Origin of the sequence: Enterobacter sp. 01-M-03-SI-ECC, from assembly GCF_047530215.1 — a bacterium.
Classification (GTDB): Bacteria; Pseudomonadota; Gammaproteobacteria; order Enterobacterales; family Enterobacteriaceae; genus Enterobacter; species Enterobacter chengduensis.
Genome location: NZ_JBLKDA010000008.1, coordinates 1 through 26,231, shown reverse-complemented (window position 1 = coordinate 26,231; position 26,231 = coordinate 1). Strand labels below are relative to the sequence as shown.

General features: G+C 57.3%; 24 protein-coding genes, 1 tRNA gene and 1 pseudogene. 11 read left to right on the top strand and 15 right to left on the bottom strand.

Going from position 1 to position 26,231, the window contains the following annotated elements; all coding sequences use genetic code 11:
* Positions 1-5: 5 nt before the first annotated feature.
* On the bottom strand, positions 6-629 hold the full coding sequence (gene tesA / locus ACMWKK_RS09760) for a multifunctional acyl-CoA thioesterase I/protease I/lysophospholipase L1 (protein WP_045328426.1): 624 nt from the start codon (positions 627-629) through the stop codon (positions 6-8).
* On the opposite strand from tesA, the gene ybbA reads away from it, so the two are divergent.
* The 3 genes from ybbA (at position 600) to ACMWKK_RS09745 (ending at position 5,026) form a co-directional block, all read left to right on the top strand.
* Positions 600-1,286 carry a putative ABC transporter ATP-binding protein YbbA gene (gene ybbA, locus ACMWKK_RS09755; protein WP_045328428.1) on the top strand — a complete coding sequence of 229 codons (687 nt, stop codon included), beginning with the start codon at positions 600-602 and terminating at the stop codon, positions 1,284-1,286. The genes tesA and ybbA overlap by 30 nt on opposite strands.
* A complete protein-coding gene (gene ybbP, locus ACMWKK_RS09750; protein WP_112781138.1) occupies positions 1,283-3,697 on the top strand; it encodes a putative ABC transporter permease subunit YbbP in 2,415 nt (804 codons plus the stop codon). The genes ybbA and ybbP overlap by 4 nt, the downstream gene beginning before the upstream one ends.
* A gap of 183 nt (positions 3,698-3,880) precedes the next feature.
* Positions 3,881-5,026, top strand: coding sequence for a porin (locus ACMWKK_RS09745; protein WP_112781139.1), 1,146 nt, complete (start codon positions 3,881-3,883; stop codon positions 5,024-5,026).
* An 88-nt stretch (positions 5,027-5,114) separates the two neighbouring features.
* Here the strand turns inward: ACMWKK_RS09745 and mnmH are convergent, their stop codons facing one another.
* The 5 genes from mnmH to ppiB all read right to left on the bottom strand — a co-directional run bounded on the left by mnmH (position 5,115) and on the right by ppiB (position 9,182).
* On the bottom strand, positions 5,115-6,185 hold the full coding sequence (mnmH, locus tag ACMWKK_RS09740) for a tRNA 2-selenouridine(34) synthase MnmH (protein ID WP_112781140.1): 1,071 nt from the start codon (positions 6,183-6,185) through the stop codon (positions 5,115-5,117).
* Between the two features lie 84 nt (positions 6,186-6,269).
* On the bottom strand, positions 6,270-7,337 hold the full coding sequence (gene purK / locus ACMWKK_RS09735; RefSeq protein ID WP_112781141.1) for a 5-(carboxyamino)imidazole ribonucleotide synthase: 1,068 nt from the start codon (positions 7,335-7,337) through the stop codon (positions 6,270-6,272).
* Positions 7,334-7,843: a 5-(carboxyamino)imidazole ribonucleotide mutase gene (purE, locus tag ACMWKK_RS09730; RefSeq protein WP_045328437.1), complete on the bottom strand. Its 510-nt coding sequence runs from the start codon at positions 7,841-7,843 to the stop codon at positions 7,334-7,336. The genes purK and purE overlap by 4 nt, the downstream gene beginning before the upstream one ends.
* 118 nt (positions 7,844-7,961) lie before the next feature.
* Positions 7,962-8,684, bottom strand: a complete 723-nt coding sequence (gene lpxH / locus ACMWKK_RS09725) for a UDP-2,3-diacylglucosamine diphosphatase (RefSeq protein ID WP_406542787.1) — start codon at positions 8,682-8,684, stop codon at positions 7,962-7,964.
* Positions 8,685-8,687: 3 nt separating this feature from the next.
* The gene (ppiB, locus tag ACMWKK_RS09720; RefSeq protein WP_023334762.1) at positions 8,688-9,182 is read right to left on the bottom strand and encodes a peptidylprolyl isomerase B; all 495 of its coding nucleotides are present in this window, start codon (positions 9,180-9,182) and stop codon (positions 8,688-8,690) included.
* A 174-nt stretch (positions 9,183-9,356) separates the two neighbouring features.
* Between ppiB and cysS the strand changes: the two genes are divergently transcribed.
* Entirely contained in the window at positions 9,357-10,742 is a 1,386-nt protein-coding gene (gene cysS / locus ACMWKK_RS09715; RefSeq protein ID WP_112781143.1) for a cysteine--tRNA ligase, read from the top strand.
* Between the two features lie 85 nt (positions 10,743-10,827).
* On the opposite strand, the gene ACMWKK_RS09710 is transcribed toward cysS, so the two are convergent.
* From ACMWKK_RS09710 to folD, 5 genes are all read right to left on the bottom strand, one after another.
* A complete protein-coding gene (locus ACMWKK_RS09710; protein WP_045328440.1) occupies positions 10,828-11,349 on the bottom strand; it encodes a metal-dependent hydrolase in 522 nt (173 codons plus the stop codon).
* 73 nt (positions 11,350-11,422) lie between these two features.
* Positions 11,423-12,439 (bottom strand): Mal regulon transcriptional regulator MalI, encoded by a 1,017-nt coding sequence (gene malI / locus ACMWKK_RS09705; protein ID WP_045328441.1) that lies wholly within the window; start codon positions 12,437-12,439, stop codon positions 11,423-11,425.
* Positions 12,440-12,521: 82 nt separating this feature from the next.
* Positions 12,522-14,021: a PTS transporter subunit EIIC gene (locus tag ACMWKK_RS09700; RefSeq protein WP_112781144.1), complete on the bottom strand. Its 1,500-nt coding sequence runs from the start codon at positions 14,019-14,021 to the stop codon at positions 12,522-12,524.
* Positions 14,022-14,278: 257 nt separating this feature from the next.
* On the bottom strand, positions 14,279-14,491 hold the full coding sequence (ybcJ, locus tag ACMWKK_RS09695) for a ribosome-associated protein YbcJ (protein WP_004143016.1): 213 nt from the start codon (positions 14,489-14,491) through the stop codon (positions 14,279-14,281).
* 1 nt (position 14,492) lies between these two features.
* Positions 14,493-15,359 (bottom strand): bifunctional methylenetetrahydrofolate dehydrogenase/methenyltetrahydrofolate cyclohydrolase FolD, encoded by an 867-nt coding sequence (gene folD, locus ACMWKK_RS09690; protein WP_045328445.1) that lies wholly within the window; start codon positions 15,357-15,359, stop codon positions 14,493-14,495.
* A 310-nt stretch (positions 15,360-15,669) separates the two neighbouring features.
* Here folD and fimA point away from each other — a divergent pair, with 310 nt between their 5' ends.
* The 6 genes from fimA (at position 15,670) to sfmF (ending at position 21,669) form a co-directional block, all read left to right on the top strand.
* The gene (fimA, locus tag ACMWKK_RS09685; protein WP_045328447.1) at positions 15,670-16,221 is read left to right on the top strand and encodes a type 1 fimbrial major subunit FimA; all 552 of its coding nucleotides are present in this window, start codon (positions 15,670-15,672) and stop codon (positions 16,219-16,221) included.
* A gap of 68 nt (positions 16,222-16,289) precedes the next feature.
* The gene (fimI, locus tag ACMWKK_RS09680) at positions 16,290-16,835 is read left to right on the top strand and encodes a type 1 fimbrial protein subunit FimI (protein ID WP_045328448.1); all 546 of its coding nucleotides are present in this window, start codon (positions 16,290-16,292) and stop codon (positions 16,833-16,835) included.
* 34 nt (positions 16,836-16,869) lie between these two features.
* Positions 16,870-17,562, top strand: coding sequence for a type 1 fimbria chaperone FimC (gene fimC / locus ACMWKK_RS09675; RefSeq protein WP_045328450.1), 693 nt, complete (start codon positions 16,870-16,872; stop codon positions 17,560-17,562).
* A gap of 14 nt (positions 17,563-17,576) precedes the next feature.
* The gene (locus ACMWKK_RS09670) at positions 17,577-20,138 is read left to right on the top strand and encodes a fimbrial biogenesis usher protein (protein WP_161656319.1); all 2,562 of its coding nucleotides are present in this window, start codon (positions 17,577-17,579) and stop codon (positions 20,136-20,138) included.
* A complete protein-coding gene (gene fimH, locus ACMWKK_RS09665) occupies positions 20,131-21,138 on the top strand; it encodes a type 1 fimbria D-mannose specific adhesin FimH (protein WP_112781146.1) in 1,008 nt (335 codons plus the stop codon). The genes ACMWKK_RS09670 and fimH overlap by 8 nt, the downstream gene beginning before the upstream one ends.
* A gap of 9 nt (positions 21,139-21,147) precedes the next feature.
* A complete protein-coding gene (sfmF, locus tag ACMWKK_RS09660) occupies positions 21,148-21,669 on the top strand; it encodes a fimbria assembly protein (protein WP_112781147.1) in 522 nt (173 codons plus the stop codon).
* Between the two features lie 51 nt (positions 21,670-21,720).
* Here sfmF and fimZ read toward each other — a convergent pair whose 3' ends face one another.
* The 3 genes from fimZ to ACMWKK_RS09645 all read right to left on the bottom strand — a co-directional run bounded on the left by fimZ (position 21,721) and on the right by ACMWKK_RS09645 (position 24,604).
* Positions 21,721-22,353 (bottom strand): fimbria biosynthesis transcriptional regulator FimZ, encoded by a 633-nt coding sequence (gene fimZ / locus ACMWKK_RS09655; protein WP_112781148.1) that lies wholly within the window; start codon positions 22,351-22,353, stop codon positions 21,721-21,723.
* Positions 22,354-23,152: 799 nt separating this feature from the next.
* Complete coding sequence (locus ACMWKK_RS09650; RefSeq protein ID WP_112781149.1) at positions 23,153-23,881, bottom strand: helix-turn-helix transcriptional regulator; 729 nt, start codon at positions 23,879-23,881, stop codon at positions 23,153-23,155.
* 24 nt (positions 23,882-23,905) lie between these two features.
* Positions 23,906-24,604: an EAL domain-containing protein gene (locus ACMWKK_RS09645; RefSeq protein ID WP_045328461.1), complete on the bottom strand. Its 699-nt coding sequence runs from the start codon at positions 24,602-24,604 to the stop codon at positions 23,906-23,908.
* A 277-nt stretch (positions 24,605-24,881) separates the two neighbouring features.
* On the opposite strand from ACMWKK_RS09645, the gene ACMWKK_RS09640 reads away from it, so the two are divergent.
* Positions 24,882-24,958 (top strand) — tRNA-Arg (locus ACMWKK_RS09640).
* A gap of 15 nt (positions 24,959-24,973) precedes the next feature.
* Here ACMWKK_RS09640 and ACMWKK_RS09635 read toward each other — a convergent pair.
* Positions 24,974-26,039 (bottom strand): annotated as a pseudogene (locus ACMWKK_RS09635) (tyrosine-type recombinase/integrase); the annotation flags it as partial.
* Positions 26,040-26,231: the final 192 nt, after the last annotated feature.

Sequence of the window (26,231 nt, the reverse complement as noted above, 5' to 3'; positions counted from 1 at the left end):
CTTAATCAGGAGTCATGTTTAACTAAAGGAGCCAGCCGCGTTGCCATCCAGTCGGCAATAAACGGCTGAGCATCGCGATTGGGGTGGATCCCGTCGTCTTGCATCCACTGGGGTTTGAGATAGACCTCTTCCATGAAAAATGGCAGCAGCGGAATATCAAACTCTTTGGCAAGCTTAGGGTAGATCGCGCTAAAGGCTTCATTATACCGACGACCGTAGTTGGCGGGCAGGCGAATTTGCATCAGCAGCGGCTGGGCGTTTGCCGCCTTGATGTCCTGCAAAATGGTGCGCAGCGTCTGTTCCGTCTGCTGAGGCTGGAAACCGCGCAATCCATCATTGCCGCCAAGCTCCACCAGCACCCAGCGCGGCTGGTGCTGTTTGAGCAGCGCAGGCAGGCGCGACAGGCCCTGCTGCGAGGTATCGCCGCTGATGCTGGCGTTGACTACCGTCGTTTTGCTCTGCCATTTGTCGTTGAGCAGAGCGGGCCAGGCCGCGCTGGCCGCCATGCGATAGCCCGCGCTCAGGCTATCGCCGAGAACCAGTAACGTGTCCGCTGCCGCCGCGCGGAAAGTCATCAGAATCAAAAACAGGAAGGGCAAATGCCAGCGGAAAACAGTGTTGAAGTTCATCATCTTAAGAAGTCCGTCGGTCAGGGGGAACACGAGCTTTCCATCCTTACCGGAGTTGAACTCGTTGTCAAACGCGCTGAAACCCTCGCGCTGATTGGCGAGTCCGGTTCCGGCAAGTCCACGCTGCTGGCGATTCTTGCTGGCCTCGACGACGGCAGCAGCGGCGAGGTCCACCTTGTCGGGCAGCCGCTGCACCAGCTTGATGAAGAAGCGCGGGCCGCGCTGCGCGCGCGTCACGTTGGTTTTGTCTTTCAGTCCTTTATGCTGATCCCGACCCTGAACGCGCTGGAAAACGTCGAGCTCCCGGCGCTGCTGCGCGGTGAAAGCAGCCGTGAAAGCCGCGCTCACGCGAAGGCGCTGCTGGAACAGCTCGGCCTGGGTAAACGTCTTGACCATCTTCCCGCCCAGCTCTCCGGCGGCGAGCAGCAGCGCGTGGCGCTGGCGCGGGCCTTTAACGGCCGCCCGGAAGTGCTGTTTGCCGATGAGCCCACCGGCAACCTTGACCGTAAAACCGGAGACCGGATTGCCGACCTGCTGTTTTCGCTCAACCGCGAGCACGGCACCACGCTTATCCTCGTGACCCACGATCCGCAGCTGGCCGCACGCTGCGACCGCCGACTGCGGCTGGTCAACGGTACGCTTCAGGAGGAGGCATGATTACCCGCTGGTTCTGGCGCGAGTGGCGCTCCCCCTCGCTGCTGATTGTCTGGCTGGCGCTAAGCCTGGCGGTGGCCTGCGTGCTGGCGCTCGGCAGCGTCAGCGACCGCATGGAAAAAGGACTCAGCCAGCAGAGCCGGGAGTTTATGGCCGGGGATCGGACCCTGCAAAGCTCCCGTCCCGTGCCGCCGGGCTGGATTGAAGAAGCGCGTAAAGAAGGGCTGAAGGTAGGCGAGCAGATTACCTTCCAGACCATGACGTTTGCGGGCGACACGCCGCAGCTGGCGAGCGTCAAGGCCGTGGATGACGTCTACCCGATGTACGGCGAACTGCAAACCAGCCCGCCGGGGCTAAAACCCGCGCCCGGCACGGTGCTGCTGGCATCGCGTCTGATGGCGCTGCTGAACCTGAAACCCGGTGACAGTATTGACGTCGGCGATGCCACGCTGAAAATCGCCGGGGAGGTGGTGCAGGAGCCTGACTCCGGGTTTAATCCGTTCCAGCTCGCGCCGCGTCTGCTGATGAACACGGCAGACGTTGCGGCTACCCACGCCGTACAGCCGGGCAGCCGCGTCACCTGGCGCTATAAGTTTGGCGGCACGCCTGCCCAGCTGGACGCGTATGAGAAATGGCTGCTGCCGCAGCTAAAACCGGAGCATCGCTGGTACGGGCTGGAGCAGGACGAAGGGGCGCTGGGTAAATCTCTCGAACGTTCTCAGCAGTTCCTGCTGCTGTCGGCACTCTTAACCCTGCTGCTGGCGGTGGCGGCGGTGGCCGTGGCGATGGGGCACTACTGCCGCAGCCGTTACGACCTGGTGGCGATCCTCAAAACCCTGGGCGCGGGCAGGGCGCAGCTGCGCAAGCTGATTGTTGGCCAGTGGCTGATGCTGCTGGCCCTGTCGGCGCTGACCGGCGGAATAATGGGGCTGCTGTTCGAAAAACTGCTGATGGTAATGCTGAAGCCGGTGCTCCCGGCCGCGTTGCCCCCCGCCAGCCTCTGGCCGTGGCTGTGGGCGATGGGCGCGATGACGGTGATTTCGCTGCTGGTGGGGCTACGGCCTTACCGCCTGCTGCTTGCCACGCAGCCGCTGCGCGTGCTTCGCAACGACGTGGTGGCGAACGTCTGGCCGCTGAGGTTCTACCTGCCGGTGATTATCGCGGTGGCGGTAGGGCTGCTGGCCTGGCTGATGGGCGGCAGCACGCTGCTGTGGGCGGTGCTGGCCGGGGCGGTTGTGCTGGCGCTGCTGTGCGGCGTGCTGGGCTGGATACTGCTCAACGTCCTGAAACGCCTGACCGTGAAATCCCTGCCCGTGCGCCTGGCGATCAACCGCCTGCTGCACCAGCCCTGGTCTACGCTCAGCCAGCTGTCGGCCTTTTCGCTGTCGTTTATGCTGCTGGCGCTGCTGCTGGTGTTGCGCGGCGATCTGCTCGACCGCTGGCAGCAGCAGCTGCCGCCGGAAAGCCCGAACTATTTCCTGATCAACATCGCGCCTGAGCAGGTCGCGCCGCTGAAGGGCTTCCTCTCTGAGCATCACATCATCCCTGAGTCGTTCTATCCCATCGTTCGCGCGCGTCTGACGCAGATCGACGGTCAGCCAACGGAGGGGAGCAAGGACGAGTCGCTTAACCGCGAGCTTAACCTGACCTGGCAGGAGAAACGCCCTGACCACAACCCGATCGCCGCGGGCACCTGGCCGCCGAAAGCGGGGGAAGTGTCGATGGAAGAGGGGCTGGCGACGCGCCTGAACGTGAAGCTGGGAGACAGCGTCACCTTTACCGGCGATACCCAGGATTTTACCGCCAAAGTCACCAGCCTGCGTAAAGTCGACTGGGAAAGCCTGCGGCCCAACTTCTTCTTTATCTTCCCGCCGGGCGCGCTGGACGGACAGCCGCAGAGCTGGCTGACCAGCTTCCGCTGGGAAAACGGCAACGGCATGCTGACCCAGCTAAACCGGGAATTCCCCACGGTCAGCCTGCTGGATATCGGCGCGATCCTGAAGCAGGTGGGGCAGGTGCTGGAGCAGGTGAGCCGGGCGCTGGAGGTGATGGTGGTGCTGGTGACGATCTGCGGCGTGCTGTTGCTGCTGGCCCAGGTGCAGGTAGGCATGCGCCAGCGCCATCAGGAGCTGATAGTTTACCGCACGCTGGGGGCCGGAAAGCGGCTGCTGCGAATGACGCTCTGGAGCGAGTTTGCCCTGCTGGGGCTGGTGGCGGGTTTAGTGGCGGCCATTGGTGCCGAGACGGCGCTGGCGGTGCTGCAGACAAAGGTCTTCGACTTCCCGTGGGAACCTGACTGGCGTCTCTGGCTGACCCTGCCTCTGTGCGGCGCGGGGCTGCTTTCTCTCTGCGGCGGCTGGCTCGGTACGCGGCTGCTGAAGGGCAAAGCCCTGTTCCGTCAGTTTGTGAATTGATTCGATGTAGTGATAATGACGCACCGGATAGACCTGCCGGTGCGTCATGTTTAAATGGCACAAAGTGATAATACCCACTCATTTAGTAGCACAAAACATTAAAAACCCGACCACACAGCCCGATTATTTCCAGTTAATATTCACCCGCTAAATATTTAGCAGCGTGTCTATTAAGGAAAAATAATGACTATAAAAAAATCAGCGCTGGCGGCAACGATCGGCGCGGCAGTGGCATTGACTACCTTCGCTTCTCAGGCGGAAATCACCGTTCTTAAGCAGGATCCGCAGGCGGGTAACCCGCTGAGCCGCCTGAACTTCACCGTTGGCGGCAGTATTCGTCCTCAGTTCCAGAACATGACCGGCAACGACGGTAAAAACAGCTACAAGCGTAACGGCTTTGACGGCGGCACCCGCTTCCGTTTCGCAGCCGATTACTACCTGTTTGATGACATCAGCTGGATAAGCTACTACGAGCTGGGTGTGAACATCCCTGCGGTGTTCAACTGGGATAACCACTATGCCAACGGCGCTCACGACACCACGCGTCGTATGCTCTACACCGGTCTGAAGAGCGACACCTGGGGTACGCTGACCTTCGGTCAACAGAACAGCGTGTACTATGATGTGGTGGGCGCGAAAACCGATATCTGGGACTACGACATGATCGCTCAGGCACCGGGTAACGGGATCAACGGCGACTACGACGGTTCTTACCGTTCACGCCAGATGCTGAAATACAAGAAAACCGTGGGCGATGCCGACATCTATGCATCCTACCTGTTTGAAGACAGCGAATACCTGCCGGGTAACGGCCTGCGCTACAAGCGTAAAGGCGGCGGCTCGCTGGGTCTGGACTACCACCTGACCACCGATCTGACCTGGGGCGCCGCGTGGAACTACACCCGCGCCGACATGCGTAACCCGGACAACGGCGACAGCAAAACCTACGACCAGAACATCCTCGGTACCGCGCTGAGCTGGACGCCGGACAACTGGACCTTCTCCGCAGGCGGCGGCTGGTACCAGAACTTCCTGACCACCAAAAAAGTGTCTGTTAACGACTACTTCGCGGGCGACGCGTGGGGCATTGAGTACTTCGCAGGGTACAAATTCCCAATCGGTCAGTACGCGGTGAAATCCATCCAGCCTTACTTCATGGGTGACCGCATTCAGTACGTAAATGGCCGTAACTACCAGCGCATCGACAACGGCGTGGGTATCAGCTTCCAGCTGGATTACGGTTTCCGCGTGGATTACGAACACGTGTTCACCTCCAGCACCGACAACCTGGGCGACATGAACCTGGTGCGTCTGCGTTACGACTTCTAAGCCGTCTGTTCCCCGGTGGCGCTGCGCTTACCGGGGCTACAAAAGCACGCGTAGGCCGGGTAAGGCATAGCCGCCACCTGGCTTTCTTTTAGTTATTAAGCCAGTCAGCAACCTCGCCGTACGTCCCGCGATACACAATCTTCTCCGCCTTTTTCTCCAGCTGATAGCCGTACATCGGGTCGTAATAGTCGTTCAGCAGCGGCACAAGCCAGCTGAAGTGCGCCTCAGTGCTTCCGGAACGCTGTTGTTCCAGCAGCGCGGAATCCAATAAAGCGGTAAATTCCGCAAAACGCTGCAGCCCCAGACGGCGCCGAATGGCGAACAGGCCGTGGTGCAGGTACGCGCTGTACTCCTTCCAGCCCGCCTCTTCCCCGTAGGCCGCAGAAAAGTCCGCCCACATATGGTCGAAATACTCTTCGCGCAGGCGCTCAAGACGGACGTCAAACGGATCGTCGACCACAACGATAGGGGCTTCAACCATGCGGTCGCGCAGGCACTCCGGCAGGTGGTTGGAGCCAATCATCCGGCCCTCGTCTTCCAGCACCCAGCGCGCGGCATCTTTCTTCAGCAGCTCGACGGCAAGGTGATTTTCAAAGCTGGCCTGGGAGAGCTGCGGCGTGAGCGTGCGGCCAAACGACGAACCGCGGTGGTGCGCCAGCCCTTCCAGATCGATACCCTGCGCGTGCTGCTTTACCAGCAGGGTTTTCCCGTTTCCGGTACAGCCGCCGATAAGCACCATCGGCTTTTGCGACTGCTCAATCGTCACCTGAATCGCCGTCTGGCGCAGGGCCTTATAGCCGCCGCGGATGAGCGGGTAGTCGACACCCGCCGCTTTTAGCCAGGCCTGCGAGATATGCGAGCGCTGACCGCCGCGCGCGCAGCAGAGAAAGCCCTCAGGATGGGCCAGGCTGGCGTCCCGCCAGGCGTTGATGCGTGCCTCGCGCGTCTCGCCGCTCACCAGACGGTGGCCGAGCGCCAGCGCGGCCTCGGGGCCCTGACGTTTATAGCAGGTGCCGACGGCGGCGCGTTCGTCGTCGTTCATTAACGGCAGGTTAAGGGCGGCGGGCATCGCGCCCTGGGCAAATTCGATCGGCGCGCGAACGTCGATTAAAGGGGTATCAGACGCGAGGATCGCGCGATAGTCCGTTCCATCGTTCATGGTTATTCCAGAAGAAAACTCAGCAGCAATGGGCGGGGATTGTACTCCGGGGAAGGGGAAGGTCAACTCCCCGGCGCAGATGTCTTACTTAAGCTTTGATTGTGCCCAGACGATGCCGCTCGCGTATTCCGGCGGCAGGAGCGGGACCATCGCTTCCAGCGTGGCGCTCAGGCGGCCCGTGTCGCTGTCGTTCAGGTTCAGGTGGCCGACCTTACGACCCGCGCGCACCTCTTTGTCATACCAGTGCAGATGCACCAGCGGCAGCTTCAGCCAGTCGTAGTTCAGATCGGTCCCGATCAGGTTGATCATCACCGACGGGCTGTTCACCACCGGCTGCGGCAGCGGCAGGTCCGTAATGGCGCGCAGATGCAGTTCGAACTGGCTGATGGACGCGCCGTTTTGCGTCCAGTGGCCGCTGTTGTGCACGCGCGGTGCCAGCTCGTTAATCAGCAGGCCGGACGGCGTAACGAAACACTCCATCGCCATCACGCCCACGTAGCCCAGCTCGTGCATGATGGCCGAGAGCATATCTTCCGCCTGCGCCTGCTGGTCAGCATTGGCGTGCGGGAAGGCGACGCTGGTGCGCAGAATGCCGTCCTGATGCAGGTTATGCGTCAGCGGATAAAAGACGGTGTGCCCGTCGTGCCCGCGCGCGCCAACCAGCGACACTTCGCCGCTGAAGTTAATGCCCTGCTCAACGATGCACTCGCCGTAGCAGTCGTCCGGCAGCTCAGCGGTGTCGTTCTCGCGCAGACGCCACTGGCCGCGCCCGTCGTAACCGCCTACGCGGCGCTTCACGATTGCCAGCTCGCCCAGCATGGCGAAGACGTCGTCCCACTCGCGCTTGTCGGCCAGGAGCTGCCACGGCGCGGTCGGCAGGCCGAGCTTGTCAAACAGCTGCTTCTGCGTCAGACGGTCGGCAATAATCGGGAACACGTCGCGGTTAACGAAGGCGTTATGACGCGCCAGCTCGCGCGTCAGGGCGGTTTCCGGCCAGCGTTCGATCTCGGCGGTGATCACGCTCTGGTGGAACGGTACGGCTTCAGGCTCGGCATCCAGCCCGACGGGCCAGACGGCAATACCCAGCGGCTCGCCGGCCTGGCGCAGCATGCGGCCTAGCTGGCCGTTACCGAGGACGCAAACCTGCTTCATGCCGCACCTCGCGGGTCCGGGTTGTCCAGCACCTCGTCGGTCTGGGCTTTACGCCAGTCCGCCAGACGCTGATGTAACGCTTTATCGTGCGTCGCCAGAATCTGCGCCGCCAGCAGGGCTGCGTTTGCCGCACCCGCTTTACCAATCGCCAGCGTGCCGACGGGAATACCGCGCGGCATCTGGACGATGGAGTAGAGGCTATCCACACCGCTTAACGCGGCGCTTTGGACCGGGACGCCCAGAACCGGCACCAGGGTTTTTGCGGCAATCATGCCGGGCAGATGTGCTGCGCCGCCCGCACCGGCAACGATCACCTCATAGCCGTTCTCTTCGGCGCTTTCGGCGAAGCTGAACAGTTTGTCCGGGGTACGGTGCGCGGAGACCACTTCTACGTGGTGCGGAACATTCAGGATTTCAAAGATTTCGGCGGCGAACTGCATGGTGGCCCAGTCGCTTTTGGACCCCATTACGATGGCGACACGCGCCGGATTATTGCGGGAAGACATGCGTCTTAAAACTCCTGTGGTGCGAAACACACTGCTTTCGAGGGCACAGAGAATAGCATGGAATATCGGCAAGGAAAACGGTTGCGCGGGTAAAGACGCCGCAAAATCGCGCGGATAATCAGAACGGAAAAGCGATAAGTTCGACGCCGTCGGGCGTGACTTTCACCATCGATCCCTCGCTGTGCCACGCGCCTAATACCACTCGGTGTGCGGGCTGGCCGTTGGCGATAAGGGTATGTACGTCAGGACGATGGGTATGACCGTGGATCAGCCACTGAACGCTATGCTTTTCCATGATGTTCACCACGGCCTGCGGGTTCACGTCCATGATGGTCATGGATTTGCTGCTGTTGGCGGCTTTACTGCCCGCGCGCATTCTGGCGGCGATACGGTTGCGAATAAACAGCGGCAGGGCAAGGAACACCTTCTGGATCCACGGGGTGTGGACTTTGGCGCGAAACGCCTGGTAGCCGGTATCGTCAGTGCAGAGCGTGTCGCCGTGCATGATCAGCACCTTGCGGCCATAGAGGTCGAGCACCTGCTCTTCCGGTAGCAGCGTCATGCCGCTTTCGCGGGCGTAGCGCCTGCCGATCAGTAAATCGCGGTTGCCGTGAATGAAGTAGCAGGGAACGCCGGACTCGGCCAGCGCTCTAATGGCCGAGGCCATTTCACGGTGCAGCGGGTCAGGGTCGTCATCGCCAATCCAGGCTTCAAAGAGGTCGCCGAGGATGTACAGCGCGTCGGCGCTTTTCGCTTCACCGCGTAAAAAACGCAGAAAACCGGCGGTAATCGCCGGTTCTTCTGTTTGCAGATGCAGATCCGCAATAAAGAGTGTCGCCACGAATTACTCGCTGACGGTCACGCTTGTAATCACAACGTCTTCTTTAGGAACGTCCTGATGCATACCGCTGCGGCCGGTAGAGACGGCTTTGATCTTGTCGACCACGTCCATACCTTCAACCACTTCTGCGAATACGCAGTAGCCCCAACCCTGCAGGCTTTCGCCGGAGAAGTTCAGGAAGTCGTTGTCAGCCACGTTGATGAAGAACTGCGCGGTCGCTGAGTGAGGCGCCTGAGTACGGGCCATCGCCAGGGTACCACGGGTGTTTTTCAGGCCGTTGTTGGCTTCGTTTTTGATCGCTTCTTTGGTCGCTTTCTGGTTCATGCCAGGTTCGAAACCGCCGCCCTGGATCATAAAACCGTTGATCACGCGGTGGAAAATGGTGTTGTTGTAGAAACCTTCGCGGCAGTAGTCCAGGAAGTTTTTAACTGTTTCAGGCGCTTTGTCATCAAAGGTTTTGATTACGATATCGCCATGATTAGTGTGGAAAGTAACCATTTTTGCATCCTGTTCCGTTATTGTGGTACGTCGACCCGCGTTCGGGTCATCTATAGGGGCCTGTTATAGCATAACCACAGGATGCGATCACCTTGCATTGTGTGCTGCTTCGGGTTTGAATTACGGGTAGAATAGCCGGTTTTCAACCACACACGTGTTTACATGGAATCTTCGATGTTAAAAATCTTTAATACAATGACGCGCCAAAAAGAGGAATTTAAACCTATCCATGCCGGGGAAGTCGGCATGTACGTGTGTGGTATTACGGTTTACGATCTCTGTCACATTGGCCATGGCCGTACCTTTGTCGCCTTCGACGTGGTGTCACGCTACCTGCGTTTTTTGGGCTATACCCTGAAATACGTGCGTAATATCACCGACATCGACGATAAAATCATCAAGCGCGCGAATGAAAACGGCGAAAGCTTCGTTGCGCTGGTGGATCGTATGATCGTCGAAATGCACAAAGATTTTGACGCCCTGAATATTCAGCGTCCGGACAGCGAGCCGCGCGCAACCCACCATATTCACGAAATTATTGAGATCACCGAAAAGCTGATCGCACGCGGTCACGCCTACGTTGCGGACAACGGTGACGTGATGTTCTCGGTGCCGACGGACCCAACCTACGGCGCGCTTTCCCGTCAGGATCTGGACCAGCTCCAGGCCGGCGCGCGCGTTGACGTGGTTGACGTGAAGCGTAACCCGATGGACTTCGTACTGTGGAAAATGTCGAAAGAGGATGAACCAAGCTGGCCATCCCCGTGGGGCGAAGGCCGTCCGGGCTGGCACATTGAATGTTCCGCCATGAACTGCAAACAGCTGGGCAAACACTTCGACATTCACGGCGGCGGTTCAGACCTGATGTTCCCGCACCACGAAAACGAAATCGCCCAGTCCACCTGCGCCCACGGCGGCGAGTACGTGAACTACTGGATGCACTCCGGAATGGTGATGGTTGACCGCGAGAAGATGTCGAAATCGCTGGGTAACTTCTTCACCGTGCGCGACGTGCTGAAATATTACGACGCGGAAACCGTGCGCTACTTCCTGATGTCCGGCCACTATCGCAGCCAGCTGAACTACAGCGAAGAGAACCTGAAGCAGGCCCGCTCGGCGCTGGAGCGTCTGTACACCGCGCTGCGCGGTACCGACAAATCTGTTCCTGCGGCAGGCGGCGAGGCGTTCGAAGCGCGCTTTATTGAGGTGATGAACGACGACTTCAACACCCCGGAAGCGTACTCCGTGCTGTTTGACATGGCGCGCGAAGTGAACCGCCTGAAGTCAGAAGATATGGCCGCGGCGAATGCGCTGGCGTCCCATCTGCGTAAGCTCTCCTCCGTGCTCGGCCTGCTGGAGCAGGAGCCGGACGTGTTCCTGCAGAGCGGTGCGCAGGCGGACGACGGCGAAGTGGCGGAGATTGAAGCGTTGATCAAGGCGCGTCTGGAAGCGCGTCAGGCGAAAGACTGGGCGGCGGCAGACGCGGCGCGTAACCGTCTGACCGAGATGGGTATTATTCTGGAAGACGGCCCGCAGGGCACCACCTGGCGTCGTAAGTAAGTTCGTAAAGCCCGGTGGCGCTGACGCTTACCGGGCCTACAGGTGAAAGTAGGCCGGGTAAGGCGTAGCCGCCACCCGGCTTTTTTTACCTTCTTTTCCACCACAGCAAGCCCATCAGCACGACTCCCGGCAGCCACACCCACAGCAGTTCCGAGATAATGACCTCATGCCCGTACGGCGTGGTATAGCGCGACAGCGCAAACGGCGCGACCTTAATCACCTGCCACGGCGCAAAGAAGCGCTCATCAGACCACGGCCACAGCCAGCCGACGCCTTTCCCGCCGGTCGTCACGGAATCCAGCAGGCTGTGCGAGAGCAGTGACACGGTTAAAAACAGCCAGCAGCGCGTCAGGCTGGCCCTGAACCATCGTCGGCCAATCAGCACGCACAGTATCGGCACCACAAAGGCAAACAGCAGGGAGTGGGTAAACCCGCGATGGCCGAAAACGTTGCCGTAGGCCACGCCGAACTTAAAGGCCAGCACGTCGGCGTCCGGCAGCATGGCGAGGACAATCCCGGCAAACAGCAGGCGGGGAGGAATGACTTTGGTTCCCAGGCCTAAGCCCAGGCAAAGCGGAACGGCAGCGTGCGTAATTACGGTAGGCATTGTCATTATCCATGGCAAATCATGGAAATATAGCAGTAATCCCGCGCCAGCAGACGGGTGCTAAATTCTGATTTTACGCCGACTCGCGTGCGATAAGCTGCCCGGAAAGGGTAATGCGCTGGGTTTGCAGATCCGGCTCTTTCAGCTTGCGGATAATCAGCCCCGCCGCCTGACGCCCGGTTTCGTCGCTCGCTGAAGAGACGTAGGTAAACGACGGGGAGGTGAGGTTAACGTGGAGCATATCTTCAAAACCGACCAGCGCGACCTGCTGGGTCAGAAACACATCCTTTCCCACCGTACGCCCCACCTGATGAATACCGGAGATCGAACCGATCATGGCATCCGGCGAGTGGCAGAGCAGGGCGGTGATGGTGTTGTTTTTCTCAAGCAGCTGCCGCGTTGCCATCGCCGCCGCCTGCGTATCGTCGGTGCAGGCGGGAGACGATTCGTCACGCCAGACCAGCCCGCTTTGCGTCATGGCGCTGCGAAAACCGAGCAGGCGTTGCTCGCGGATAAGACAGCCGTCGCGCCCGCCAATATAGGCGATATTGCGGTGTCCGCGCTCAATAAGATAGCGCGCGGCCAGGTTAGCGGCCTGGCGGTTATCGCGCATCACCAGATTACATTTTTCATCCAGCAGCGACTGGGAAACCACCACCAGCGGCAGCGGGCAGCGGCGAATGTGCTCCGGCAGCGTTGAGGTGCGGGTGTCTGACGCCAGATAGATGACCCCCGCCACGCCCTGCTGCTTAAACGAGAGCAGGGTGCGTTCGAGATGGTCACGGTCGTTCAGGGGCTGACCGAGAAACACCATATAACCCTGCTTCTCCAGCTCCTGAACAATGCTCGCCATCACTTTGATAGAGAAGCTGTCGCTGAAGTCCCGCAGGATCAGGCCGATTAAATTAGAGGTGTTGGCGCGAAGGTTGGCAGCGGCGACGTTATGAACATAGCCCAGCGTATTGATGGCAGCGTTGACCTTCCCGATCGTTGCCTCTGAGATTTTCCCTTTCTGGCGCAGCACCAGCGAGACGGTGGAAACCGACACGCCCGCGTGCTTTGCGACATCAATAATGCTGACTTTCTTCAAAACCGCTCCCTGAAATTGCCGATTATCAGCCAGATAAAACACGTCTCCCAGCGTACAGGAGACGTGTCGTTCAGGCATCTTATTATTTGCCGATCATGGTGGACATGGTCTGGGCGATAAACTGTGCTCTGGCACCGAAAATCACCTGAATACCGTTGTCGCCGACGAAGACCACGCCGCGCGCGCCGAGCCCGTTCAGACCGTCTTTATCGACCGCCTCACTTTTTGACACTTCCAGGCGAAGGCGGGTGATGCAGGCACCAACGGAGTCGATGTTATGCGCCCCGCCCAGCAGGGTGATGATCTCGGTCGCGAGTTCGGAGTCCGATTTCTCATCCGCGTTGGCGGTCACTTCCGTGCGGCCCGGCGTCTTCACGTCGAAGCGACGGATCACGAAGCGGAACGTGAAGTAGTAGATCAGGCCCATTGGAATGCCGATGATAATGGCGCTCAGGAAGTGGGTCTGGTAACCGTTAAACGACGGCAGGATCCCGAACGACAGGTAGTCGATAAAGCCCGCCGAGAACGACTTGGCGATATGCGCATGCAGCAGGTACATGGTCATGTAGGCCAGGCCCGCCATGATGGCGTTAAAGACGTACAGAATCGGCGCCACGAAGATAAAAGTGAACTCGACCGGTTCGGTGATCCCCGTCAGGAAGCAGGTGAGCGCCGCGGAGAACAGAATACCGGCCGCGATTTTCTTATTCTTCGTGTGGGCTTCGTGGTACATCGCCAGGCATGCTGCGGGCAGCGCGAACAGCATCAGCGGGAATTCACCCTGCATGAACTTACCGGCGTTCTGGTAGGTATCGCTGCTGAAGGATTTCACCCCTTCTTCCAGCATCTTGAACCAGATGGTCTGGTCGCCGTGGATCACCTGGCCCGCCTGGGTGGTGTAATCCCCGAACGAATACCAGAACGACGGATACCAGATATGGTGCAGACCGAGCGGGATCAGCGCGCGCTCCACCAGGCCAAAGATAAAGGTCGACGCCGCCTGATTATCGCCGTTAACCACCACGGAGAGCGCGTCGATACCGGCCTGAATATGCTGCCAGACGTACGGCAGCAGCAGCCCCATCAGGAACGACAGAAACGCCGTTGCAATCGCCACGAAGCGCTTTCCGGAGAAGAAGCCGAGGAACTCCGGCAGCTGCATGGTGTGGAAACGGTTATAGCACCAGGCCGCGAGGATACCGCAGATCAGGCCGCCAAAGACGCCCATCTGCAGCGTCGGAATGCCGACCACCATGGCGTATTTCCCGCCCTGGGAGGCCATTTCCGGCGTGATGCTCAGCACGGTGCTGATGGTGATATTGGTGACAAACACCGAGACCGCTGCAGAGAGCGCAGCAATGCCGGATTCCGACGCCAGGCCTACGGCAGAGCCAATGGCAAACAGCATCGGCAGGTTATCAAAGATCACCCCGCCCGCGTTCATCATCAGCGGCAGATGGAACTTATCGCCGAAGGCCAGCAGCAGGCCCGCAGCGGGAAGCAGTGAAATTGGCAGCATTAAGGCGCGACCAATCATCGATAACTTAGACAGCGATTTAACAAACCCTGATATCAGACTCATGCTGATTTCCCCCGAGTAGCGCTTTTTTAGGCGCTGTTATTGTAAGTAGAACGTTTTAGTAGAACGTTCTACTTATCGTGGGCAAAGAGTGAAAAACGCGCAACTGAATTTTCACGTTTCAACAGATGAAATAGTGATTATTTGAAGTGGATCGATAAATAAGCTTAATGGGTGTGAGGGGAGGGGGAGAGAAATTGCCGGGTGGCGGAGAGAGTACGTAGGCCCGGTAAGCGCAGCGCCACCGGGCATCAAACGGCTCAGGCCGTAACCGTCACGCTCTGACCTTCAAAGCTCACGGTCTGGCCCGCGACAATCTTGCAGCGCTTGCGGGTTTCCACCGCACCGTCCACTTTGACAAGCCCGTCGGCAATGGCGATTTTCGCCTGCGCGCCGCTTTCGCTCCAGCCTTCCAGCTTGAGCAGATCGCACAGCTCAACGTGCGGGTGTTTTCCTAATGAAAAAGTCGCCATCTTACGCGTCCTCTACGTCGTGATATTCTTCGCACGCCTGCAGGGTATTCTGAATCAGCGTGGCTACGGTCATCGGGCCTACGCCGCCCGGTACTGGGGTAATGTAAGACGCGCGCGCGGCGGCGTCTTCATACACCACGTCGCCGACCACTTTGCCGCTTTCAAGACGGTTAATCCCGACGTCCACGACAATTGCACCTTCTTTGATCCACTCGCCTGGGATAAAGCCCGGCTTGCCGACCGCGACGATCAGCAGATCGGCGTTCTCGACGTGGTGGCGCAGGTTTTTGGTGAAGCGGTGGGTGACGGTGGTGGTGCAGCCGGCCAGCAGCAGCTCCATGCTCATCGGGCGGCCCACGATGTTGGACGCGCCGATAACCACGGCGTTCAGGCCGTAGGTGTCGATGTTATAGCGCTCCAGCAGCGTCACGATACCGCGCGGCGTGCACGGACGCAGGCGCGGCGCGCGCTGGCACAGGCGACCCACGTTGTACGGGTGGAAACCGTCCACGTCTTTATCCGGCGCAATACGCTCCAGCACCTTCACGTTGTCGATACCGGCTGGCAGCGGCAGCTGAACCAGAATACCGTCGATCTCTTTATCGGCATTCAGGGTGTCAATCAGTTCCAGCAGTTCTGCTTCGCTGGTGGTTTCCGGCAAATCGTAAGAGCGGGAGACGAAGCCGACCTCTTCACACGCTTTGCGCTTGCTGCCGACATAAATCTGCGATGCCGGGTTGCTGCCAACCAGCACAACGGCGAGCCCGGGGGCGCGTTTTCCGGCCGCTTTACGCGCCTTCACTTTTTCCGCGACCTCAGAGCGCACCTGCTGCGCAATCGTTTTACCGTCAATAATCTTTGCTGCCATCAGAGAGAAGATTCCGTCTGTAACGTTTGAAAGGGGGGATGGCCTGTATTTTGTCAGAAGCGAGCGTCGCTGTCAGTCACCCTTTACGCGTTTTTATCAGCGAGGCGCAAAAACCCTTCTTAGGGGATGGTCAATTTCTTAGGCAGTATTAGGATGTGACCTGGCGAAATGGCAGCGTTTTGACATATTTAAACGTTTATTCCTGAGCTACTTTGTCTCCTCCGAAATAAGCTTTCAATTTTTCAATTGAACGTATTTCTTATTCCCGATTATTGGCGGGAAGGGTTATTTACATTTTAAAGGAATAGACATGAAACTCAGCAACATTGCTTCTACTGTTATTGCAACTTTGGCCCTGGTCGCGGGTGCCGCTCATGCAGATGCGGTTTCCGTCAATGGCGGTACCGTACATTTTAAAGGGGAGCTGGTTAATGCTGCTTGTTCAGTAAATACTGATTCTTCCGAGCAGACCGTTAATCTGGGTCAATATCGTACCGCGAAATTTACCAAAGTGGGCGACACCACCTCGAATATTCCATTCAACATTGAACTGAATGACTGCGATCCGCAGGTTGCTCAAACGGCAGCGGTTGCGTTCACCGGTCAGATCGACCCAACGGACAAAACCCTGCTGGCCGTCACTTCCGGTAACAACGACAACACCGCGAAAGGCGTGGGCATTGAGATCCTCGACAGCAAATCCAGCGTGCTGACCCCAGACGGTGCAACCTTCTCTGCTGCGCAGACGCTGATCGAAGGGACAAACACCCTGAAGTTCACCGCGCGCTATAAATCAACGGCTGCCACTACCGCGCCAGGCCAGGCGAACGCTGACGCCACCTTCGTAATGAAATACGAATAATTCCTCCGCACAGGGATGTTCAGGCCTCAGGGACGAGGCCCGTCATACGCTATTGCCAGGAACGAAGGATGACAAGGACTGGAACACTACTGCTGTTAACCCTTGCGATGGCTTGCCCGGCATCGGCGCATACCGTGGTGATCGAGGGCGGCAAGGTTCATCTCAGAGGTGAACTGGTGAACGGCGGCTGCGCCGTGGCGCCCGACAGCCAGAATATGCGCATCGACATGGGGCAGTACCGAACCAACTCATTTTCCGGCGTGGGCAGCTTTTCCACGGTGAATGTGCCTTTTACCGTGCGGCTGCTGGACTGCAGCGTTGATGTATCGCGCACCGTGGGGATCCAGTTTCAGGGCGTCACGCCCGCAGAAGATCCGCAGGTTTTTCTGGCGACATCGCGCCCGGGTGAAGCACCCGTCAGCAGCGGCGTAGGGCTGGCGCTCTTTGACGAACAGCAACGTCAGATTATCCCAAACGCCACGGCCGTCAGCTGGCTGCCGATCGATACCCCCGAGCTCGCGTTCCATTTTAGCGCCCGCTATCGGGCTATTTCCGAACACCTCGAGCCAGGCAAAATTCAGTCGGATGTCTGGTTTACGTTGATTTATCCATAACACCTGCGAACACATTATTAAAGGTACGGTAGTGATGAATACCCTAATTAAACCAGGATTGTTTTTATCGTTTATTTTGATGATGGTTTCTACCTGCGCTAATGCATCCGGCGGTATTGCGCTGGGAGCCACGCGCGTTATTTATCCCGCAGAGGCAAAGCAAACGTCGCTGGCGATCACCAACAGCAACAAGCAGGAACGCTATTTAATTAACGCGTGGATTGAAAATGCGAGCGGGCAAAAAGAAAAGACCTTTGCCGTCACCCCGCCCCTGTTTGTTAGCGAACCAAACAGTGAAAACACGCTGCGTATTATTTACGCCGGGCCCGCGCTGCCTGCCGATCGCGAATCGCTGTTTTACATGAACGTGAAGGCCATCCCGTCGGTGAACAAAGCGAAAACGGAAAACAATAACGTGCTGCAGCTGGCGATCCTGTCCCGCATCAAGCTGTTTGTGCGCCCAAACAACCTGGCGATGCAGCCAGAAGAGGCGCTTTCCCAGCTGCGGTTTGAACGCGCGGGTAATCATCTCAAAGTCAGCAACGCGTCGCCGTATTACATCACTCTCGTCAATCTGACGCTGGGCGGCCAGAAGCTGGAAAACCTGATGGTGGCGCCGAAAAGCTCGGCACAGCAGGTGTTGCCGGCCGGTGCCGGCGGTTCGCTTTCCTGGCAGAGCGTGAATGACTACGGCGCCATCACCCCGGCGCGTAGCGTCAACCTGTGAGCAGAGTCAGGGCGATGAAAAACCACCAGAGACGTTACTGCCCGGTTGCGCTGGCGCTGATGGCTGCGCTCTGGCCGCAGGCTGGCTGGAGCGAAAGTTATTTCAACCCGGCCTTCTTGTCCGACGACACCGCCAGCGTGGCGGATTTGTCGCGTTTTGAACAAGGACACCAGCAGGCGCCCGGCGTTTATCGCGTGGATATCTGGCGTAACGATGAGTTTATCGGTACCCAGGACGTGCGTTTTGAGCAGGCCGAAAACACGCCGCCGGTAGCGGGCGGGCTATCACCGTGCGTTACGCGCGCGATGCTCGATCGCTTTGGCGTCAACGTGGCGGCGTTTCCCGAGCTGGCTAAGGTGCAGGGCGAAACCTGCGTGCCGTTAACCACGGCCATACCCGGCAGCGAAACGGTATTCAACTTTGCCTCACAGCGTCTGGACGTCAGCCTGCCGCAGGTGGCGTTGCAAAACAGCGCCCGGGGCTATATTCCGCCTGAACAGTGGGATGAAGGCATCCCCGCCGCGCTGGTGAACTACAGCTTCACCGGTAACCGGGGAAGCGAAGACGACAGCTATTACCTCAACCTGCAAAGCGGGCTGAACTATGGCGCGTGGCGCTTGCGTAACAACGGCGCATGGCGCTACACGCAGACGAACGGGCAGCGGCGCAGCGAGTGGCAGAATATTGGCACCTGGGCGCAGCGCACCGTTATCCCGCTGAAAAGCGAGCTGGTGCTGGGCGACAGCAATACCGGGAATGACGTCTTCGACAGCATGGGGTTCCGCGGCGGGCGGCTCTTCTCGTCCGACAGCATGTACCCGGACAGCCTGCAGGGCTACGCGCCGACCGTGCGCGGGATCGCCCGGACGCCCGCCAAAGTGGTGGTGCGTCAGAATGGCTACGTTATCTATCAAAGCTATGTCCAGCCGGGCGCCTTTGCGATTACCGATCTCAACCCAACTTCCTCAAGCGGTGACCTGGACGTGACGGTGGAAGAGAAGGACGGCAGCCAGCAGCGCTATACCGTCCCTTACTCCACCGTGCCGCTCCTGCAGCGTGAGGGGCGCTGGAAGTACGACCTCGTCGCGGGGGATTACCGCAGCGGCAACAGCGATCAGGACACGCCGTTCTTCACCCAGGGCACCCTGATTACCGGTCTTGCCAACGGTTATACGCTCTACGGCGGGACGCAGCTGGCGTCACGCTATACCGCGGTGGCCGTCGGGGCCGGAAAAAACCTGGGCGACTGGGGGGCGGTCTCGCTTGATATCACCCACGCCCGCAGCCAGCTCGCGGACGACAGCAAGCACGAAGGGCAGTCGCTGCGCTTCCTCTACGCCAAGTCCCTTAACGGTTTCGGCACCAACTTCCAGCTGCTGGGCTACCGCTACTCGACAAAAGGGTTTTACACCCTCGACGACGTGGCCTGGCGCACAATGGAAGGCTATCAGTATGCCGATAGCCAGAACGATAACGATGTGCCGGACGTGCAGAGTTATCACAACCTGACGTGGAATAAAAAAGGCCGCTTCCAGCTCAACGTGTCGCAGTCGCTGGGGGATTACGGCTCGGTCTACATCTCCGGTAGCGAGCAGACCTACTGGGGAACCGACGAGACGAACCTCTGGTACCAGCTGGGCTACGCGGGTGGCGTGAAGGGAATTAACTACTCCGTTTCGTGGTCGTGGAACAAATCCGTCGGGATCGACGGCACCGACCGAATCGCTTCGTTTAACGTCTCCGTGCCGTTCAGTATCTTTACCCCTCAGGGCTACCGTCGGGACAGCGCGATTGACCGCGCCTACGCCACGGCATCCGCCAGCCGAAACAGCGATGGCGACACCAGCTGGCAAACCGGCGTCAGCGGCACGCTGCTGGAGGACCGCAACCTCAACTACAGCGTGACCCAGGGGCATGCCAGCACCAACGGCTCAAGCGGAAGCGCCAGCGCCAACTGGCAGGCGACCTACGGCACGCTGGGCGTGGGGTACAACTATTCCCGCGACCAGCACGACCTCAACTGGCAGCTCTCCGGCGGCGTGGTTGGCCATGCTGACGGCGTGACCTTCAGCCAGCCGCTGGGCGACACCAACGTGCTGATCAAAGCCCCGGGGGCATCGGGCGTCAGCATTGAAAACCAGACCGGCGTGAAGACCGACTGGCGGGGCTACGCGGTGATGCCGTATGCCACCGTCTACCGGTACAACCGCGTGGCGCTGGATACCAACACCATGAGCAACAACACCGATATCGAAAACAACGTGAGCAGCGTGGTGCCGACCAAAGGCGCGCTGGTGCGCGCCAGCTTCGATACCCGCATTGGCGTGCGTGCCCTGCTGACGGTGACGCGCGGCAGCCAGCCCGTGCCGTTCGGCGCGGTAGTTCGGGAGATCAAAAGCGGCGTCACCAGCATGGTGGGGGATGACGGGCAAATTTACCTGAGCGGGCTGCCGCTGGAAGGCGAGCTGCTGATCCAGTGGGGCGACGGGGCGCAGTCCCAGTGTCGTGCGCCATACAGCTTGTCTGAACAGAGCCTGCAGCAGGCAATCACACTGAAGGGGATTCGCTGTGAATAAAATCCACATTCTTGCCTTGTCGCTTCTGGCGCTCCTGCCCGCGACAAACGCATTAGCGACCGTGTGCGTCAATGAAAAAGGCGTGCCGACCGAAGTGCATTACGACCTGACGGATAAATTTAATAGCTCGAATAACCAGGTCGGACAGGTCGTGACGCTCAGCGAGAAGTCGCAGTGGGTAGGGGTGAATGCCGTCTGCCCGAAGGGCACGACCGGGAATACCACCAGGCGTAGCTATGTGACCGATTACCCGGTGACGGGAACGAGCGACGGCTATCAGTATCTGAAGCTTAACGACTATCTGGACGGGGCCATGAAAATCACGGACAGCTATGCTGGCGTGTTTTACCCGCCCAAAAACTATATCCAGATGGGGAGCCATCCCAACGTTTCCAAAAACAAACCGTTTGGCGTGCAGGATTCCAGCCTCGTCTTCCGCCTTAAGGTGACCCGGCGCTTTATTAACATGGTGGTGATCCCGCGCGCCACGATGTTCCGCGTTTACGTGACCACCACCGCCTCTGACCCGTTAACCACACCGGTCTACACCATCAGCTACAGCGGAACCATCCAGGTGCCGCAAAGCTGCGCTATTAACGCCGGTAACGTGGTGGAGTTTGATTTCGGAGACATTGGCGCCTCCCTGTTCAGCAAGGCGGGCGCGGGCAACAAGCCGGAAGGGGTTTCATCGCAGAGTAAAACCATCGCGATTAAATGCACCAACGTAGAGGCGAACGCCATGTTGACGATGCGCGTTGAGGCTGAAAAGGTCTCGAGTAATGCGCTGGTGTCGGATAACCCGGACGTAGGGTTCATCATTGCCAACGAGAGCGGCGCGCCGCTCACGCCCAACAACCTGACGAGCAAAATACCGTTCCGCCTCGACGACAGCGCGCAGGCGCAGGTGGGCATTCGGGTCTGGCCGGTGAGCGTGACGGGCAATAAGCCCGCGGAAGGGCGCTTCACCTCGCGCGGTTATCTGCGCGTGGATTACGACTAAGGAGCCAGTATGCGAAACGGGATCCGTTTTATTACCGTGGCGCTCTTTGCGCTTTGCACCCAGGCTCAGGCGGACACCGCGTTGGGCGAGATTAACATTCGTCTCTACGGCAATATTGTCGATTTTACCTGCGTTGCCGAGGGCAGCGACAGCGATAAAACCGTCACGCTGGGCACCTGGCCCACGAAACAGCTCGGTACCACCGGGAGCCGTACGCAGCCTATGCCGTTTACGCTAAAGCTGACCGGCTGTCCGCCGGGCGCGGCGTCCATTACGTTTTCGGGGAAAGCTGATGGGAGCAATAGCGGGTTGCTGGCGCTAAATGACGCCAGTACGGCAACGCATGTCGCCGTTGAGATCAGGGATGCGGATAAAACGCGTCTGGCTCTCCAGCAGGCCAGCCAAGCGGTCCCGGTGGATGCGCAGGGGAATGCAACATTGTCGTTTTATGCCAATTATATTGCCACTGCCGATAACCCTCAGCCCGGACGGGCCGATGCAGATGCCACCTTCATGATTAACTATAATTAGCGCTGACCGCACTCCCTGCAGCTCAGATAAGCTGCAGGGAGTGAATTCAGGTTATAGCAGTTCGTGCGCTTTAGCGTAATCAATTAATTCCACGATGCTTTGCACACCCAGCTTGGAATAAATATTGGATTTATGCGCGCTAATGGTTTTGTTGCTTAATAGCAGCTGTTCAGCAATTTCCTTATTGGATAATCCATTCGCCAGGTAACGTAATACCGTGACCTCGCGATTCGATAATGGCATATCGACACCCATCCCTTTCCCTGAACCCAAATGGTTTATAAAGTTCAGCGTTTCCGACGGGAAAAAGGAATAGCCCATCAGGATCATTTCTACGGCGTTGTAGATCTCACCCAAATCTTTTCGTTTACTGACGAAGCCATTTGCCCCGGCGCGAATGGCGCGACCCGCGTAAAATAACTCTGATTTAGACGAGAGGAACAGAACCTTAATGTCTTTGTTTAAGTTTCTGATTCTCTTGAGTAAAGAGAATGCATCCGTGCCCGTGAGTTCAATGTCAAGGATCACCAGATCGATAGGGTGATTGCGGATACAGTCAAGGACTTCATGGCTATCGCCAGACTTAAGTTTGACTGTGATATTCTTATTTTTCTGTAGCAGGACTTCTATCGACATTCTGACGATAGGATGTTCGTCCATAATGATAACGGATGCCGGTTTCATTTTTAATGCCTCAGATTGTTAAAAGCGTTATGCAGAGTTTGTAAAACTCTCGAAATGCCGGAAGGATATAAAGTGCAGATCCCTATACCGTAGTATTTCCCTGGAAAGAGCGAAAGCATCCTTGTTTACGTAATGAAAAGAACTATGCCTCAGCGCGGTCATCTCATTTGGCTGGTGTTGGCAAAAAGATTTTTCTTATTCAGATTTGGTACGCTTCTTATTATACAGGGTAAGTTTTTTCCGAAAACCCTGTAAATTAATATCCGCTTATGTGTTTGTATTATCTTCTGGATCTGAATCGCTATTTTTTTAATTTTAGCGGAAATATCCTGTTATCTCATTTACCGCATATTTTCATCTTTATGTAATAACAAAAAATAACAGATATCTCTGTATGTTGATCAATTGTTAACAAAAATACGTATCATTTGGCGGGATAAACCCACGCTGATGAGGTTAACAATTGCCCTCGCAGGCCGTCATACCTTCATCTGAAAGCGCACGAGTTGACCCGGAGGTCCGCGTCTTCCGTACAGGAGAAGATGCTATCCGCTTCGTTTTTTCCTCCCGGGAGATGTCGCTAAGCTGCTTGTTTTTACATCATTATCATCTTATTAACGCTCTCTGCATTCACTTAACGGATGGAGGAAAGTGCTGCCGTTTGTTCAATTCGTGGCATTTCACAAGGTTCGAGCCCGTAAATTAGGAATAGTTATAAATTCGAGTTTTTTGTTAAAAATTAACATTTTTGAAACGCGAATGGTAAGTAAATTCCTAAAGCGCTTTAGGAAATAAGGGGTTAGGACGTGAGTGAAAATGTGCAGTCAGAGAGGTTGTTAAGAAGGTGGAGCAATTCCTGCCGATGACTCAACCCGAGCTTCACCAGGATGCAGCTGAGACGGTAGATAATGCGGCTATAGGGTCGATTCTGCATTAGGGCAATCTGACGTAACGTCTTGCCCCGGGAGAGTTCCTGCAGGATCGGCCATTCATTACGCGAGAACCAGTCTTTGTCGGATCCCTGTGGAGGAGGCGTATCCAGAAGGCTGTGCTGGAGCGCCGCGGCGTTCAGCTGGCGTTCGAGCACATGGAAGGGGCCCGCCGCTTTGCAGAAGAGGCGGGTGTCGTAGTTATCGGCGCGGACTAACAGCCAGGGCGTAAGAAAAGGAGGAAACAGGCTATGCCTTCTCAGCTGATCCAGTTTATCGAGAAGCCCCGTAGACCGGCTTTCAATATCCACAACCAGACGGGCGGAGGGCCATTGCGCCTGCGCGACAAGGGCGTCGTCCAGCGTGGCGTAGTCGCAGCAGCTGCTCAGGGGAAACTGCCCGTTGAGAAAACCGGTGCGCAGGTAGTGATCTTCCGTCACCAGAAGGATAAACGGGGCGTCTGTTTTGCGGGGCTGGCTGATGGACTGGCTCAAAAATTCGAGCCGGTCGAAAAAGGGGGGAGCAAAAGGTGAGCGCGTAAATCCCAGTGCATCACTTCCTGTACGCCGCCGCCGGTAACGGCGCACTGTCATTCGCATGGCCTCCCTCCTGGAAATGGCGTTTTAATCCTCCGGCCATGTCCAGGACGGCCAGTAATATCCCTGGCCGAGGTCTGCGCCTGCCTGCAGTGCCCAGGTACGATCGCGTTCAGTCTCAATACCTTCGATAAGCACTTTCCCCGCCAGCTGAAAGCAAAGGGAAACCAGTTGCCTCAGGGCAGGGGTGTCGCGTAAACGCCAGAATGCTTCCTTATCTATCTTGATGCCGCTTAACGGGAGTCGGCAGGATAAAAACGACCGCACTAAGACGTCATCCACGTCATCCAGCCAGATTGCGTGTCCCTGTCTGCTCAGCTGCTGCAGATTCTGAACGACCTGCTGCTTCTGCGCGACGGGCTGCGCCGCAAAAGAGGCGAGGTCGACCAGCTCAATATTGAGCGGCGCGCCTTTCATCCGGATAAGTCGCTGATAAGAAGCAGGCTCTGTCAGGACGGTTATCGGCAGATTAATAAAAAGATTATGAGCGTACGGCGTATTTTTTAGCGCGGCCAGCTGTGCTTCAAGCAGCGTTATCGACCAGTCGGCGGACCGATCGCAAAAAAAGTCCTCGCTGTGCCGCCTGTCGGACAGAACGCTCAGTACCTCCACGCCAGCCTGGCGCAAGGAGGTGAGGGAGACGATGGGCTCAAGCTTAATGCCGACGATGTCCTGAGAAATGTACTGTAACCGGGGGGGCGTATCGATCGGGTTATGCGCAGTCACTCCATTATCCTGTTTTCTGTCAGCCTCCAGGCGGCTGGGATACCTGGCTCTAGTGTGACGAGCGGACGTTCAGGAAAACAGCAGGCGTTACTTAAATGCAACTAAGCCTTTTCGCAGCGCTAAATCTTACGGTGAAACAGGAGGAAATGTTGAGAAAATAGCCTTGTTTACAATCGGCTAGCGGTAATTACCCCTGAAAACGGAAAAGGCATTGACTCACCTGCCATTGACCGTATAATTCCTCGCGTTTCACACCGCGAAGTTCACTCTTCTCAGTGCGCCCTTAGCTCAGTTGGATAGAGCAACGGCCTTCTAAGCCGTAGGTCGTAGGTTCGAATCCTACAGGGCGTGCCATTTAATATCAGTAAGTTACGCCAGTTTCAAACCAGCCTGATTTTCTCCTTGTGTCGTATTTGTGTCATGGTTGCCAAAAATGGCATCTATTTTCCGTGCATGCTCGCTTAAATGGTTCGGTGCCAGGTGGGCGTATCGAAGGACCATTTCGATCGATTCCCAGCCGCCCATTTCCTGCAGAACAGAAAGTGGCACGCCAGACTGAATTAACCAGCTCGCCCAGGTATGCCGTAGGTCGTGAAAACGGAAGTCCTCTATCCCCGCCTTTGCCAGACCAATTCGCCAGGCGCTGTTATCGTCCACGCGCATCTTCCGGACCGCCGGAGTGACAGTTTTATCTGGTCGAGTAGACGGTTTGGTGTGAACGAATACCCACCTCGAACTTTTTCCAATCTGATCCCTTAATACCCTGCATGCGGTATCATTCAGAGCCACGCCGATAGCCTTGCCCGCCTTCGCGTTCTCCGGATTTACCCATGCAACCTTTCTCTGCATATCGACCTGCTGCCACTCCAGATCAATGATGTTGGAGCGGCGCAGTCCGGTTGCCAGCGCAAATATCACGACTGGCTTTATAGACTCTACAGGAGATAAGCCGTTCTGCCTCGTCTCTTGTTAGCCATCGAATGCGCTTGCTGATTGGCTTATTGGTCTTAATCACCGGAGCCGTTTTTATCCATCCCCAGTCATTCGCTGCTGTCTTTAATAGCGACCTCATAAATGACAGATGCTGGCTCTTTGTTGCCTGACTCACTGGCTTTTCAACATACGGAGGCGGCTCCTTTCCTCTGCTTATAGCTGCATCCCTTCTCGACTCCCAAACCTGAATATGCTTGCGGTTAACCATTTTTGAGACGGCATCGTAAACCTGCTCAGCCGTGATGGTTGAAACGTCCCGGCCTGGGAAATGCTTAAGGAAATATTCGATTTTGGTTTTGTCGTCATCCAGTGACCGCTTATGCTCCTTTTCCCGGATCCACCTGATGCAACACTCCTCAAACGTCCTTGTCGGTAATTCCCCGATTTTATCTACACGCCACGCTTCCGCCTTCAGCCGGTCGTGCAACTCCTGAGCTTGTTGCAGGAACGGCTATTTATATTAACGATGCATCTGATGTAAAGCTTAGTGGTGGATATTATTCATCGAATCACTTGGATTGGCCCCTATATTTCCATACACTTTTTATCACTTAACCCATGACTGGTTCGTCGCCGCAGATATTCCCGTGGCGAACGATACCCCAGTGCACTATGCGGATGCCATTCGTTGTAA

Excerpts from the sequence above, each read along its gene's own strand:
- ybbA (WP_045328428.1), top strand. The coding sequence starts at position 600 with ATGCCAGCGGAAAACAGTGTTGAAGTTCATCATCTTAAGAAGTCCGTC.
- tesA (WP_045328426.1), bottom strand. The coding sequence starts at position 629 with ATGAACTTCAACACTGTTTTCCGCTGGCATTTGCCCTTCCTGTTTTTG.
- ybbP (WP_112781138.1), top strand. The coding sequence starts at position 1,283 with ATGATTACCCGCTGGTTCTGGCGCGAGTGGCGCTCCCCCTCGCTGCTG.
- ACMWKK_RS09745 (WP_112781139.1), top strand. The coding sequence starts at position 3,881 with ATGACTATAAAAAAATCAGCGCTGGCGGCAACGATCGGCGCGGCAGTG.
- mnmH (WP_112781140.1), bottom strand. The coding sequence starts at position 6,185 with ATGAACGATGGAACGGACTATCGCGCGATCCTCGCGTCTGATACCCCT.
- purK (WP_112781141.1), bottom strand. The coding sequence starts at position 7,337 with ATGAAGCAGGTTTGCGTCCTCGGTAACGGCCAGCTAGGCCGCATGCTG.
- purE (WP_045328437.1), bottom strand. The coding sequence starts at position 7,843 with ATGTCTTCCCGCAATAATCCGGCGCGTGTCGCCATCGTAATGGGGTCC.
- ppiB (WP_023334762.1), bottom strand. The coding sequence starts at position 9,182 with ATGGTTACTTTCCACACTAATCATGGCGATATCGTAATCAAAACCTTT.
- cysS (WP_112781143.1), top strand. The coding sequence starts at position 9,357 with ATGTTAAAAATCTTTAATACAATGACGCGCCAAAAAGAGGAATTTAAA.
- ACMWKK_RS09710 (WP_045328440.1), bottom strand. The coding sequence starts at position 11,349 with ATGCCTACCGTAATTACGCACGCTGCCGTTCCGCTTTGCCTGGGCTTA.
- ACMWKK_RS09700 (WP_112781144.1), bottom strand. The coding sequence starts at position 14,021 with ATGAGTCTGATATCAGGGTTTGTTAAATCGCTGTCTAAGTTATCGATG.
- ybcJ (WP_004143016.1), bottom strand. The coding sequence starts at position 14,491 with ATGGCGACTTTTTCATTAGGAAAACACCCGCACGTTGAGCTGTGCGAT.
- folD (WP_045328445.1), bottom strand. The coding sequence starts at position 15,359 with ATGGCAGCAAAGATTATTGACGGTAAAACGATTGCGCAGCAGGTGCGC.
- fimA (WP_045328447.1), top strand. The coding sequence starts at position 15,670 with ATGAAACTCAGCAACATTGCTTCTACTGTTATTGCAACTTTGGCCCTG.
- fimI (WP_045328448.1), top strand. The coding sequence starts at position 16,290 with ATGACAAGGACTGGAACACTACTGCTGTTAACCCTTGCGATGGCTTGC.
- fimC (WP_045328450.1), top strand. The coding sequence starts at position 16,870 with ATGAATACCCTAATTAAACCAGGATTGTTTTTATCGTTTATTTTGATG.
- ACMWKK_RS09670 (WP_161656319.1), top strand. The coding sequence starts at position 17,577 with ATGAAAAACCACCAGAGACGTTACTGCCCGGTTGCGCTGGCGCTGATG.
- sfmF (WP_112781147.1), top strand. The coding sequence starts at position 21,148 with ATGCGAAACGGGATCCGTTTTATTACCGTGGCGCTCTTTGCGCTTTGC.
- fimZ (WP_112781148.1), bottom strand. The coding sequence starts at position 22,353 with ATGAAACCGGCATCCGTTATCATTATGGACGAACATCCTATCGTCAGA.
- ACMWKK_RS09650 (WP_112781149.1), bottom strand. The coding sequence starts at position 23,881 with ATGCGAATGACAGTGCGCCGTTACCGGCGGCGGCGTACAGGAAGTGAT.